The organism is Pseudomonas sp. Pseu.R1, assembly GCF_045764065.1.
Lineage (GTDB): Bacteria > Pseudomonadota > Gammaproteobacteria > Pseudomonadales > Pseudomonadaceae > Aquipseudomonas.
The window spans coordinates 3,804,506-3,817,379 of record NZ_JBJGEE020000001.1; the positions used below are offsets into that span (position 1 = coordinate 3,804,506).

At 55.6% G+C, this 12,874-nt stretch carries 12 protein-coding genes, 1 tRNA gene and 1 pseudogene; 5 read left to right on the forward strand and 9 right to left on the reverse strand.

The features are described 5' to 3' along the window. The first annotated feature begins 104 nt into the window (after positions 1–104). The 3 genes from ACI5GA_RS17645 (at position 105) to ACI5GA_RS17655 (ending at position 3,827) form a co-directional block, all read left to right on the forward strand. The gene (locus ACI5GA_RS17645; RefSeq protein WP_421423560.1) at positions 105–1,298 is read left to right on the forward strand and encodes a CaiB/BaiF CoA transferase family protein; all 1,194 of its coding nucleotides are present in this window, start codon (positions 105–107) and stop codon (positions 1,296–1,298) included. Beyond that, the gene (locus ACI5GA_RS17650) at positions 1,295–2,233 is read left to right on the forward strand and encodes a hydroxymethylglutaryl-CoA lyase (RefSeq protein WP_421423561.1); all 939 of its coding nucleotides are present in this window, start codon (positions 1,295–1,297) and stop codon (positions 2,231–2,233) included. The genes ACI5GA_RS17645 and ACI5GA_RS17650 overlap by 4 nt, the downstream gene beginning before the upstream one ends. 259 nt (positions 2,234–2,492) lie before the next feature. Continuing rightward, entirely contained in the window at positions 2,493–3,827 is a 1,335-nt protein-coding gene (locus ACI5GA_RS17655; RefSeq protein ID WP_421423562.1) for an MFS transporter, read from the forward strand. Between the two features lie 89 nt (positions 3,828–3,916). Here ACI5GA_RS17655 and ACI5GA_RS17660 read toward each other — a convergent pair whose 3' ends face one another. The 5 genes from ACI5GA_RS17660 to ACI5GA_RS17680 form a co-directional block, all read right to left on the reverse strand. Then, entirely contained in the window at positions 3,917–4,177 is a 261-nt protein-coding gene (locus ACI5GA_RS17660; RefSeq protein ID WP_421423563.1) for a DUF2790 domain-containing protein, read from the reverse strand. Between the two features lie 296 nt (positions 4,178–4,473). Beyond that, positions 4,474–4,830: a DUF3597 family protein gene (locus ACI5GA_RS17665; RefSeq protein WP_421423564.1), complete on the reverse strand. Its 357-nt coding sequence runs from the start codon at positions 4,828–4,830 to the stop codon at positions 4,474–4,476. 416 nt (positions 4,831–5,246) lie between these two features. Continuing rightward, positions 5,247–6,578, reverse strand: a complete 1,332-nt coding sequence (locus ACI5GA_RS17670; RefSeq protein WP_421423565.1) for an SPFH domain-containing protein — start codon at positions 6,576–6,578, stop codon at positions 5,247–5,249. A gap of 146 nt (positions 6,579–6,724) precedes the next feature. After that, positions 6,725–7,168, reverse strand: a complete 444-nt coding sequence (locus ACI5GA_RS17675) for a hypothetical protein (protein ID WP_421423566.1) — start codon at positions 7,166–7,168, stop codon at positions 6,725–6,727. Positions 7,169–7,338: 170 nt separating this feature from the next. Next, positions 7,339–7,629 (reverse strand): DUF6124 family protein, encoded by a 291-nt coding sequence (locus tag ACI5GA_RS17680; RefSeq protein WP_421423568.1) that lies wholly within the window; start codon positions 7,627–7,629, stop codon positions 7,339–7,341. Between the two features lie 674 nt (positions 7,630–8,303). Here ACI5GA_RS17680 and ACI5GA_RS17685 point away from each other — a divergent pair. Further along, entirely contained in the window at positions 8,304–9,500 is a 1,197-nt protein-coding gene (locus ACI5GA_RS17685) for a reverse transcriptase family protein (protein WP_421423569.1), read from the forward strand. Between the two features lie 11 nt (positions 9,501–9,511). Beyond that, positions 9,512–10,234, forward strand: coding sequence for a retron Ec48 family effector membrane protein (locus tag ACI5GA_RS17690; protein ID WP_421423571.1), 723 nt, complete (start codon positions 9,512–9,514; stop codon positions 10,232–10,234). A 394-nt stretch (positions 10,235–10,628) separates the two neighbouring features. On the opposite strand, the pseudogene ACI5GA_RS17695 reads toward ACI5GA_RS17690, so the two are convergent. From ACI5GA_RS17695 to ACI5GA_RS17710, 4 genes and pseudogenes are all read right to left on the reverse strand, one after another. Then, positions 10,629–10,933 (reverse strand): annotated as a pseudogene (locus ACI5GA_RS17695) (integrase domain-containing protein); the annotation flags it as partial. A gap of 123 nt (positions 10,934–11,056) precedes the next feature. Then, positions 11,057–11,578 carry a DUF2846 domain-containing protein gene (locus tag ACI5GA_RS17700; RefSeq protein WP_421423573.1) on the reverse strand — a complete coding sequence of 174 codons (522 nt, stop codon included), beginning with the start codon at positions 11,576–11,578 and terminating at the stop codon, positions 11,057–11,059. 258 nt (positions 11,579–11,836) lie between these two features. After that, the gene (locus tag ACI5GA_RS17705; protein WP_404635180.1) at positions 11,837–12,436 is read right to left on the reverse strand and encodes a hypothetical protein; all 600 of its coding nucleotides are present in this window, start codon (positions 12,434–12,436) and stop codon (positions 11,837–11,839) included. Positions 12,437–12,532: 96 nt separating this feature from the next. Then, positions 12,533–12,608 (reverse strand) — tRNA-Thr (locus ACI5GA_RS17710). Positions 12,609–12,874 lie beyond the last annotated feature (266 nt).

Consider the following 12,874-nt stretch of genomic DNA (forward strand, 5'->3'; position numbering starts at 1 on the left):
GTTCGCGTTTCGCGAACGCCTCTTGCCCACAAACGGTTGGATTTCCCGAACGCGGGTCCTCTAGTCTTGGCCTCAAATTCCAAGAAACACTTGAGGTATCCGCTATGACAGGCCCCCTGAACGGTGTGCGCGTGATTGAAATCGGCACACTGATCGCAGCGCCCTTTGCCGCCCGTCTGATGGGTGAATTCGGCGCTGAGGTGATCAAGATCGAATCCATGGGGCAGGGCGACCCACTTCGCAAATGGCGAAAGCTGCACGAAGGAACGTCGCTGTGGTGGTACCTGCAATCGCGCAACAAAAAATCCCTTTCGCTGAACCTCAAGTCCTCTGAAGGCATCGAGATCGTCAAACGTCTGGCCGAAAGCGCCGATGTGCTGATCGAAAACCTGCGCCCCGGCGCGCTGGAAAAGCTCGGCCTGGGCTGGGATGTCCTGCATGCCCTGAACCCCAAACTGACGCTGGTGCGTATTTCCGGCTACGGTCAATCCGGCCCTTATCGCGACCGACCGGGCTTTGGCGCCATCGGCGAGGCCATGGGCGGCATTCGTTACACCACAGGCTCGCCAGATTCAGCGCCTGCGCGCGTGGGCGTCAGCCTTGGCGATTCCCTCGCGTCGATGCACGCCGTGATGGGCGCTTTGATGTCGCTGCTGCGGGTGAAAACCGGGCAGGGCGATGGCCAGATCGTCGATGTATCGCTGGTCGAAAGCGTGTTCAACGTGATGGAAAGCCTGGTGCCCGAATACGACATGCTCGGTCATGTGCGTGAGCGCACTGGCGGCGCGTTGCCAGGCATCGCGCCCTCCAACACCTACCCGACGGCCGAAGGCGCGTTCGTGGTCATCGCCGGGAACAGCGACCCGATCTTCAAGCGGCTGATGCACACCATTGGCCGCCCGGACTTGGCCGAAGCGCCCGAGTTCGCGCAGAACGACGGTCGCGCCGCACAAAGTGACATGCTCGACGCCGCGATCAGTGCCTGGTCTTCCAGCCTGCCGATAGATGACGTGCTCAAGGCACTGGAGCAGGCCGAAGTGCCCGCAGGCCGCATCTATAACGTCGCTGACATCGTGGCAGACCCGCATTATCAGGCCCGGGAGATGATTCTGGACGCCCAATTGCCAGGCGGCGCGAACGTCAAAATGCCAGGCATCGTGCCCAAGCTCTCCGAAACGCCGGGTTCGGTGAACTGGCAAGGGCCGGCGCTGGGCCAACACACCGACAGCGTGCTCGGCGACCTGGGCCTGACCGCTGCCGATATCGTGCAACTCAAGACCGATGGGGTGGTGCAATGATTACCGATTTTTCCGAGCGTCTGATCGTCCAGGAAGTTTCGCCCCGCGATGGCTTGCAGATCGAGCCGACTTGGGTCGAAACCGCTGACAAGATCGACCTGATCAACCAGCTTTCTCTCGCCGGTTTCAGCCGCATCGAGGCCGGTTCTTTTGTTTCGCCAAAGGCCATCCCGGCGCTGCGCGATGGCGATGAAGTGTTTCGTGGCATCAAGCGGCTCGCGGGTGTGGTCTATGTGGCGCTGATCCCCAACCTCAAGGGCGCCGAGCGTGCGATGGCGGCTGGCGCCGATGAGCTGAACCTGGTGATGTCCGCCAGCCAGACCCACAACCTCGCCAACATGCGCATGCGTTGCGAGCAGTCGCTCAGCGCGTTTGGCGACATCGTCTCGTTCACCGCTGGCAGCCGCGTGAGTCTCAACGGCTCCATCGCCACAACATTTGGCTGCCCGTTCGAAGGCAAGATCGACGAAGACCGCGTGCTGCAAATCGTCGATGCCTATCTGGAACTGGGCATGCAGGGCATTTCCCTCGCCGACACCACCGGCATGGCCAACCCGCGACAGGTGCATCGTCTGGTGCAGCGCGTATTGGAGCGTCTTCCGGCGTCGGCGCTGACTCTGCACTTCCACAACACCCGAGGTTTGGGGCTCGCCAACGTGCTGGCCGCCTACGAAGCCGGTGCCCGTCGTTTCGATGCCTCGCTGGGTGGATTGGGCGGCTGCCCGTTCGCGCCGGGCGCATCGGGGAACATCTGCACCGAAGACCTGGTGAACATGTGCGAAGAAATGGGTATCGAGACCGGTATCGATCTGCCGCATTTGCTGACGATGTCGCGACGCTTGCCCGCACTGCTCGGCCACGAAATGCCGGGCCAGGTCGCCAAGGCGGGGCGTAACTGTGATTTGCATCCAGCACCCGAAAATCTCCCGACCTGAATCGAAAACACCTTGCCCCACGTTTCTGTGGTTCCCACAGATTCAGCGTCGATAACGAGATTCGAGTTCGGCGCGATCCCTGTGGGAGCCGCCTTGGTGGCGAAAGCTGTTGATCAGGCAACATAGAATCTCCCACATCAGCAGCGGCGTACTCATGGAGTTACACCCTTAAAACGAACGAACACGCCTCGCCGCGTGCTCGTCCAGACAACAAAAACAAAAGGGCTCCCCCCTGGGAAGTCCCACTGGAGTGACCGCAATGACAATTTCTGTTCTGAACCCGAGCAGCAGCCTCGCCGAGGTTGTAAGCGCCGAAAAGGCCCTGATCCGCAAAGTCGCGTGGCGCCTGATGCCGCTGATCATGGTCTGCTACCTGTTCGCCTTCTTCGACCGCATCAACATCAGCTTCGCCAAATTCCAGTTGCAGACCGACCTGAGCCTGAGCGACACCGCTTATGGCCTGGGCGCGAGCCTGTTCGTCATCGGTTACGTGCTGTTCGAAGTGCCCAGCAACATCATGCTGTACAAGGTTGGCGCACGGCGCTGGATCGCTCGCATCATGATCTCCTGGGGCATCGCGACGGCCTTGATGGTGTTCGTCAACGCCGACTGGCAGTTCTACGTCCTGCGTTTCATCATCGGCGCGATGGAAGCCGGTTTCGCACCGGGCGTGCTGTTTTACCTGACGCTGTGGTTTCCGCAGACCTACCGTGGTCGCATCACCTCAACCCTGTTCCTGGCTTCCGCTTTCGCCGGCCTGCTGGGTGCGCCGATCTCGGGCCTGGTGCTGGGGCAAATGGATGGCGTGATGCACATGCGCGGCTGGCATTGGCTGTTCCTGCTGGGCGGCGTGCCTTGCATCCTGCTCGGGCTGGCGGTGCTGAAAATCCTCAAAGACCGCGTTGAAGACGCCCCATGGCTGACCGACTCGGAGAAAACCTACCTCTCCAGCCGCATCGCCCAACACGAGCCGAACAAACACGGCTCGTTGCTGACGGCCCTGAAAATGCCCGGTTTCCTGATGCTCGGCCTGATCTACTTCCTGATTCAAGTCGCGTCCTACGGCCTCAATTTCTGGGCGCCACAACTGATTCGCAGCGCAGGCGTCGAAAGCCCGGTGGTCATCGGCCTGCTCACCGCCATCCCTTACATCTGCGGCGCGATCAGCATGGTCGTCATCGGTCGCCTGTCCGACGCCAGTGGTGAGCGACGCAAATTCGTCTGTGGCCTCGTCGTGCTCGGCGCCATTGGCTTCTTCAGCGCAGGCATTTTCGCCCAGCACACCAGCATGCTGATCCTCTCGCTGGCCATGCTCGGCGGCGGCATCGTCGCCTCCATCCCGGCCTTCTGGACCCTGCCACCCAAACTGCTGGCCGGTGCAGGCGCAGGCGCGGCGGGCGGCATCGCGCTGATCAACACTCTGGGTCAGTTTGGCGGCATCGTCAGCCCGATCATGGTCGGTAGCATCAAAGACATGACCGGCAGCACCACCCCAGCGCTGTACGTGATCGGCGTCACCAGCGTGATCGCGGCGGGACTGTTGCTGTGGGCGTTGCCGGAAAAATTACGCACGCTGGACAAGAGCGAGCACTGAGTTTCCTGCAAACGCCGCTTCCCTGATGAACCCACGCATTCATCAGGGAGGCAGTGTTTGCAGGATTTGGCGAACAGCGTGCATCGATATCAGTTGTCCTGCGCGCAGTTCTGAGCAATGGTCCGGTAGTCCACCGCCTGCTTCTGGCCCATCGAATCCAGGTAGGTCAGGCGAGCATTGACCACACCGCAGGAAGCCGAACCTTCGTTCACCGACACCACCTTGGCAATGTCCAGATGATCGCCGTACATGTAGTTGTGCGCTTTGACCGCATCGGCCGCGTTGGCACCAACAGCAGCGAAGCTCAGAGCAGCAAACAGGGAAGCGAGTGTCAGATTTTTCCAGTTCATGAGGTGTCTCCTAGCGTTCAATGAGTGTTTGTTTCGAGAGGCTCTGTACCGTCTCGATGGGTCTCATTTAACGCCCCTCACGTATACCGGATGTGTCCCCGAACCTGCTTGAACGCAACGATGCGTATCAGCCTGGGCTGTAGATACACAGCGATACAAATCCCGGAGACCAAGGCTTGTTGGCAGCGACATTCTCGCCCAAAAAGCCATCGCATTTATGGGCGCTGCGCCAGAATGCAGGCGCAACGCCCAGGGTTTTCTATAGGTTCGTTGAGTTACACCTACGGCGCTTGGTCCTACTGAGAGGCCTTTCTTAGCACGGCTTCGTGCAACTTGATGTTTTGTTCTGCAGTGCCTTCGTAGCCCTCAAGCCCGACCTCTTTGGCCAACTCTTTGCGGTGCTCGAAGCTACTGTCGAGGCCCAACGCTTTGAGTAAATCCACGATGGAGTTTTGAGGCTTCAGTTCTGGATGAGCCTGAGCCAACGACGCGAGTTTGGCGCTGATTTGTTCAGCACTCGCGGGCGAAGGTGCATCGATGCCAGACGTCACATCCACCACCGGTGGTGCGGAGGACGGCTCTGGTGACGATGAAGGGCTGGCATTGGCTGACCCAATACCGAGTTTTTCAAGAATGCTGCTAAGAATGCCCATGGTAATTCCCTTTTTAAGTAGTCGTTCATTTCGGGGGTGATCGCCAAACGACGGTTTTCCCCTGTTGCGGCGACTGCCATTCGTCACAAAAGTCGCAGCGGGCGCCAGCAAGCATGAAACAAAGCCTTCCACTCCACATGAGTCAACGCGTGGAGTCGATGCAATGAGTGGGACGGTCGAAAAGGCTTCCATCACTGGAAATGGGATCGTCACTGCCAAGTGCGTTGGCGCGGGGCGATAAAACTGTGTCAGATCAGTCAACCAGCAGCGTAGCCGCTATTTACTTGAGTTGCGGGGCGAGGGATCGGTTCCGGGAGATGGGCCAAGGGGATGGGTATCGGATGAGTGGTGGTGCTTTTGGTGATCCAACAGCTGAGGGCGGGAGAGCGTTTCAGCCCTACCGCCCCGTTCAACCGTTATTTGACGACCTTCAGATCAATCGCCAGATCCCGCGCCGCCTTGGTGGCCAACACGCTCATGAACTGATTCAACTCATCCTGACGCCCCGTGCCGCCAGATTGCCCAGCGCCCATGGTGACGCTCGGGACAGGCGCATGCATAGCGGCCTGTGCCCACGCCTTGTTGATTTCGATCAGCGCATCGAGCTTGGATTGCAGCGCACCGTCCGCCTTGATCGTCGCTTCTCGCGCATGGGCTTCAGCGTCTGCCGTGATGGTCGTCGCTTGCGCCATGGTGGTGGCCTTGTCGCGCAACAGCTCCGCCGTCTGCTTCTCGATTTCTGCGCGGCTGCGTTCGCGCTCGGCGTTGATCACCGCAAGCTGCTTCTCTGTCTCGGCCTGCGTAGTGCGTTCGATCTGATCGCGTAGCGTTTCCTGCCGCTTGGCTTCGACTTCCTTCTCGCCGCGCGCGGTCACCAGGCGTTTTTCCTCTTCCTCTTTCAATCGGTTCTGCCGCGCTACCGCCAATTCCGCCAGCGCCTGCTGCACCTTGACCATACGCTGCTTGTACTGTGGGTTCGGGTCGGTGTTGGTGATTCGAGCCTCAACCACTTCCACGCCAAATTTGCGGAATTGCTGCTGCTTGCGAATCGGAATGTTCTTGCTGTCGACCACCTTTTCCGTGACGTACTGGCTGCCTGTATTGCTGCCAAAATTGCCCTGCTCGGTCCCGGCCTGGAGAATCGCCGTCTGCTTGGGCAAATCGCCCCTCGGGCCTCGAATCTCGCGGCGCTTGATCAGATAGAGCCCTTCGTTGAGCTGGTTTTCGAACTCGGCCGCGAACTCACTTCGCGCGCCTGCGTAATAGTCGTCCGCCGTCATCAGCGACGCCGTGGCTTGCAGGGTTTCCTTGATCGCAGGCAGCAACGCAGTGCGGATGAAGTTGTCAGGGTTGCGGTATTCCTGAGCGATGGTCAAAAAGGCAGGACCGCTGGGTAGACGGAACCGGGCAGACGACTCGACTTTTGCATCGACATTGCCCAGAAACACAATCGGAAACGCCTCGATGGTCGCCCCCAGTGCATCGTTTTCCGGGTCCCGATCATCCTTGTCGATCACCAACACAGACTGCACGCTCACCGCCTTCTTCCAGGGCGTCGCGCGACCAAACCACTTGGTGGCATACCCCACGTCATCGACGATCTTCTCGTCACCGAAGATCGTACGCACATGGGTCATGTACCCGGCTTCGTTGTAGAAAAAGACTTGGGTAAAGATCAGCGGAATGGCGATCAATGCTGCCACCGGTGGCAGCAGGTACTTCAGCAGATGCTTGTCGAGCTTCAGCATGTTCAATGTCCCTTGTGAACGAAGGGCGCATCTTTCCAGCCTCGACTTGGCGGGTCTGTCGGAAAAATCTGAGAGGATTGTGGGGCAAGACTGTTTGCAAAAATCGCAGCGAAAACCGGTCAGTTCTTTCACCAGAAACCAAAGCGCTAACGTGCGCCTTTGGGAATCAGAACCTTCTGACCCGTATCAGTGATGTCGTACAACGCCTGTGAGCACAACATCCCGGACCGATCGAACTCAACCAGATACGTCTTGTTGGCCTGCGCCACCCACTGATTCGTGAACGGCCCGCACGAGTAACTCCACTGACGCAAAGGGGTGCTTTCTGTCCAGCCGCCCGTACTTTCAACCTCAGTCGTTTCACCCGCTGGAACCAGTATCTCCCGCACCGGACGTGCAAAGCCAAATGCTCGCGTCAGACCTTTCGCCAGACCCCGAGTGAAGCCCGGGTATTGCTGCTCCTCGGCGTCGTTGTACACATTCCCCACCCGCTCCAGATCCCCCGGCTTACCCGCGTGGAAGGTGGCAATGGCATGCGTCGTCGCAACCCGGAAAACCACCTTGGCAAGCTGATCATCTGCCTTCAGCACGACCGGGGCTTTCGGCGTCTTGGGGGCGCAGGTGACTTATGCGCGCAGCCCACCAGAGAGAGTGCGCCAAGAACGACGACGAACAGGGGAATACGCATGGACGGTGGATGCTCATGAAAATCGCAAGGGTCAGTTACGTATCGGAAACGCGACAGGCTTCTTGAACGCAATCAACGTCTTTGAACCGCCAACCCCGCCAGCGAAGCTTCCACCAGCGCTTTCGCCGCCTCGATCTGATGCACGACCGACCGAGCCAATGGCCGGCAGTCAGATGCCGTGTTGTTGGCGGACTCATAGGCCGTTGCGGCTGCGCAACTGAGGAATTCGGAGACAAGTACCAACGCATCATCGACCCGAATACCGGACTGGACGTTGAAGAGGCAGTGACTGCCGAAATTGACGCCGAACGGGATGGATTGGGTGACGGGGATTTCGGGTGGGTGGGGGGTGGATCTGATCATTAGGGCTCTCCTGAACGATTGAGCCGACACCTGTTCCGCTGTCAATCAGATGGGGTGGCAGCTATACGCGGGTTGACAGACCAGTGGAGAGCAACCTGGCGCACACGAATGTGCCCCACGTACAGCCGCCATGTCAGAACCCGCAGATACAAGATCTGCTGGGGCTGGCGGGCGCTGCTTTCTCTCAATGCGGTCTGTCAAAACCGGTCGCCGAACTAGCGACGCGAAGGAGGGTATGCCTCGATCCACAGAGCCGCAACGCGCCGGGGAGCATAACGGCAAAAATCAGAAGCGTCCTACAGGATCTGGTTTGTTTTGTGGGGGGATGTGTCGGTTGTGTGGTCCCTCGGCGCAGTAACAAAACTCTCTGAAGGATGGCCCATTGCTATAGGTGAAAAATTGCGCTAACGTCAGATTACGCAAGCGTATCGCTTGCTTGCTGCAGTTAACATGTAACAACACTGAGCACGCCTGAGAAGGCGCTCGTTGATGTTTCGACGAGCTTGTCCGGAGGGGGGCACCGTCCGCCTATCCCGTCCCGGAATAGTGAATGACGGTAGGTTAGCCAGAGGGAATTTGGTAGCTATCAGTGTATTGTGTTAATGAAGGCAACATTTTCCCTCAACGCTCTATAGTATGAGCTGGCGACACCTACACTTATTCGGTGGGCAATAATGGCAGGGATTGCTGAGGTTCAACGTTATAAAGCTTCGGTCCACTCGATATCTTCAATTGAAAATCTAGCGTCGGCTCTTGGTGTAAGTCTTTCTTTTTTGCAGGAAGTCTTGCAGATCCCAGATGAGGATAGATATAAAAAATCTGAGCTGCCTAAGTCTGATGGTGGAATTAGAACGGTCTATAGCCCCGACTATAGGGTCAGGCTGATTCAGCGGAGGATTAATAAAAGAATTTTTTCAAATAGTCATGTAATAACTTGGCCGGACTTTTTATTTGGATCAATCCCCAATCATAGAGATAAGTACGGCCAAGAGGTAACAAAGGATCACATAGCATGCGCTGCATCTCACTGCGGTGCAAAATCGCTGCTTAAACTTGATGTGAAGAATTTCTTTGACAATGTACATGGCGACATTGTCTACGGTGTGTTTAAAGATTTATTGAAATACCCAGATGAAGTGTCGCGGGCACTTACTAACGTATGCACCTTCAAGTCTCATCTAGTTCAAGGTGCTCTGACGTCAAGTTATCTAGCTAGTCTCTGTCTCCATGATGTAGAAACGTATGTTGTAGATCGTTTGTCGCGAAAAGGTATTGTATACACTCGTTTCGTGGACGACATAACTCTCTCTAGTAAAATATCAAATTTCGATTTTGGTTTTGCTCGCGGTGTAGTAGAACAAATGTTGACCGCAAAAGATTTACCTCTGAATTCGGGTAAATCAAGGACTCAGTATTTATCGTCTGAGCCGTTGATGGTACATGGTTTGAGAATTTGCTTCAATGAACCGCGCCTCCCGGCAGACGAGGTTAGGCGAATTCGAGCGTCAGTTAAGAATATTGAAGTCATAGCTAATGAGCGTGGTTATAGATTAACCCATGCCTATCGGCATGACTTCAATCGGTGCATGGGAAAGGTTAATAAACTGGCAAGGCTGCGGCACACTCAACATGCTGCTTTAGTGGCTAGGCTGGTGAAAGTTTATCCGCTTCCATCAAAACGAGATATCAGTAGGGCGATCCAGATAATTATGCGTTTGGAGCGAGATGCATACTCCAAAGCGTCGACCTATTGGTATGCCAAGAGATTTTATATGGCGCATGAGCGCTTAAATATCTTGAAAAGGTCTTATCCAAGAATTACTTTGCTTTTACGCAATCGGCTGAGAAAACTGAGGCCGGACTATGAATAAGTGATTAGCTTATGTATAAGAAGTTAGAGCGGCGAACATTAGTTTCTTGGCTGATCGCTTGTGCTTCCATAGTCTCGGCGGTGGGTGGTTTACTTGCTCTGCTTGTCTTTATATCGACGGGGGTTAAAGATGAGCTGTTTTCACGTGACCTTTGCTTTACGAATTCGTGCATGGATACATTTATTTCAGGTTTTAGTAGTGCAGGATTAATTCTTCAGTTGACTTGGAATGTCCTTGGTGGATTGATCACGTTTGGTGGTATTGTTGTAGCCTTAATGAGCTACTTGGCGAGTGTTAAGTCATCTGCGTTAAGTAATCACATATCACATGTTTCAATATTTTCGACCTATATTGCCGGTGAGATTGATAAGCGAGATAGATTAAATAGAGCGTCATTTGATACATTAAAGTGGTATAACTGCATTTATGGTAGTGCGAACATAGGTGAGCTGAATGTGGCTCCAAGTTATTACGGTTTTGTTGATGAGCTAAATCGGCTGGTCACTAAGTCAAATCACTTGGTAGGTAAGGTGGAAGCTGGTGGGTTTAGGTACAAGGAGCATCAGGAACGTATCAAGAGTCATTTGATAGGTATAGGTATAACCCTGCACTCTTTGCCAAGACTAGACTTTTTCGAGGTTGAAACTCAGGTTTTCGATTTGATTGATACTATTAATAAGTCGTTCTGTAAGTCTGATGCTCAGTTTGTAATTGTAGGTCGTGAATATCTGTAATGACTAAGAGGTATTTTTGAGCTGTGTTGGCCTAGAAACACTGTTTTGAGTGCGTCTGGTGGGTTATTACCCTTTCTTGGATTGTCTGAGTTCTTGCTCCGCTGTGACCGACAGATAGTTTTGGGCCGGTTGATTTTCCATAATTTGTATAGCTTTCGAGTAAGCAGCTTTAAAGTTATATAGTGTTGATAGCGCGTCCACTCACTGCTTGAGCGTAGGCGATGGTCGAGGAACCACACCACATGTTTTCTCTGCCAAACTCAGGGTGTATCTCGCTGCCAGCGTTCCGCGATATCTCTCTGGGTGATTTTAGCCTGCCGCAAATGGCGTTGTCGTGTTGCGTGCGATCCGTTCAGGACGCCAGCTAAGAACAACTCCGTATCGAATGGCTTGCTTATGTCCGTCCTCCGATGTACGCCGCGACTACGTCGATCCGACCATGCCCAAGCTCGTAGCTGATTTGCATCCGAGCCTCACGATCAAGGTTCTATCTGTCAGGTAACATTGGCCGCCGTTGATAGGCGACCGGTGCTGGCTGATTTGCTCATAGCCTTCACATGCGTATGCCGCTCGTAGCTCATGGAAGCCCTTGAGCTTGAGTGCATGCAGGACGTCCCGCGCTGGGCGGATGATTGCCTGCAGAATATTCCGATAGCTTTCGTCTGGCGCAATCAGGTTGCGGCTACCTGCTGGCGAAACCTACGCTGCAAACTCAAGCGCATCATGATTCATCACGGGGCTTGAACCAATGCTTCGTAACGCTGGCGGGGTCGGGCACTGCTCAAATAAGAAGGGCCCACCTTTCGGTGAGCCTTCGGCATGTCACTGCACTCCCACAGGCACCCGCTGACACCACTTAATCCCTCGCAACGCCTCTTCTGTCGGAACCAGCGCATACCGGGAGTAAAACCGCTCGCCTCCGAAGCTGGCGTTGTCCACTCCACCCAGGGTCTGTCCGTCGTGATAGTCGGAGGTGCCGATCTGGTCAGCGATGAAGTACGCCTTGCCGTTCTCGACATTGATGTCGAAGTGTTTGTTGACCTTGCCGCTGATGACGGGTGGCGAGGTGGAGTCGATGGTGTGTTTGCCCGCAGACACAGTGGCTTTGAAGTAGCCGCCGGAAGGCAGGCTGCTGATGGCTTTGCCGTCGATGTGGATGGTTGGGGCGACGGCGTCGCCGATGCTGGCGGCGGTGCGGTAGAAATAGAGTGTGGCTTGGTCGGGGCTGGTTTCTACCGGGGGTGTGAAGAAGGGTTGGCCTTTGAGGTCGGGGCCGCTGATGCAGCCGGTCAGCAGGGTCAGCGTTGCGAGCAGGCAGGCCCAGAGCAGGGTGAGGCGTTTCATGGATGGACATTCCTTGGAAGGTTAAGGCTTTAGCTTGTCGTGGCTACAAACTGCGGTCGTCTGCGTAGTTGTGATGACAGAGATGCCGCTTTCGCCACCGAGGCGGCTCCCACAGGGTCGGCGTTGAACAAAAGGCCAGGATCCGGCGCGGTTATTGTGGGAGCCGCCTCAGGTGGCGAATGCAGTCGACCAGGCAACATAAAATCTCCCACGGGCGCAGGCCGTGTGTTGGCTAATGCCCGTAGAAGCCGAGTCAGCTCACAGTTTGCAGAGACCCTTGCCGCTGTCGGTGGCGTCCGAGCTGGGCCAAGGTTCGAAGGCGCTTTTCGCGGTCAGGTTGAGGATGTTGCGACCGTTGAGCACCGGGTATTTGTGCTTGAGGGCTTCCACGGTCTGGTTGGCGTTGTTCACGTTGCCCAGGCAGAAGCGCAGGGCGTCGGCGTGGAGGTCGCCGATGTAGGCGATTTCTCCGGCGCGTACGGTGAACACCACCGGCGCTGAACGTGCCATCGAGTGGCCTGCGTAGTGCACGTAATACCAGTGGGTGAATTCATATTCTCCCGGTGGCACTTCATACATGTAGAGGTTGCCCAGTTGGTTGCGCGAGGTCTGATCGTTTTCGTTGCCCAGCGTTTCCAACTGCAGGGCGGTGCCTTCCCCGCCATGTTGTTTGATATGGACTACCAGCCCATGGGGTTGAAACAGAAAACCCTCGGCGATGGAGCCGACGATGATGGCTTTGGTCGGATCGGGCGGGCGCTTGCCGTCATAGCGCGGGCTGGCGCAGCCGATCAGGAGGGTGGTGGAGAGGGCAATGGCTGCCCAGATGAGAAGTTGTTTGCTGGCTTTCCGTAGCATAGGTCCTGTCAGTCCCTTGGTCGGTTATTGAATCGCGGCGTATGACGCCACAAACAAAAAAGGCCCACCTTTCGGTGAGCCTTTCTCGCTGAGTCATGGTGCCGGCACCAGGAGTCGAACCCGGGACCTACTGATTACAAGTCAGTTGCTCTACCAACTGAGCTATACCGGCGTGTGGGCGCTGATTATAGGGATTTGGTCTGTCGAGTAAAGCGTTAATTTCAGTTTTTTTGCGTGGCTTATGCCCTGCGGCGATTACCGTTATTCACAACCGATCCATTGGAGACAAGACGAGTGGTGCTTTTGTGGAACGGTTCTCATCTGTTCGCAAGCTACTGTTTTTCTGGAAATTTAATGTCTGCCTAAAAAATGACCAATTTGTGAAATCGTTTGCGGGCTAGGATTTTTGTGCTCTGGCCGTTATTTCATCAACAGAGT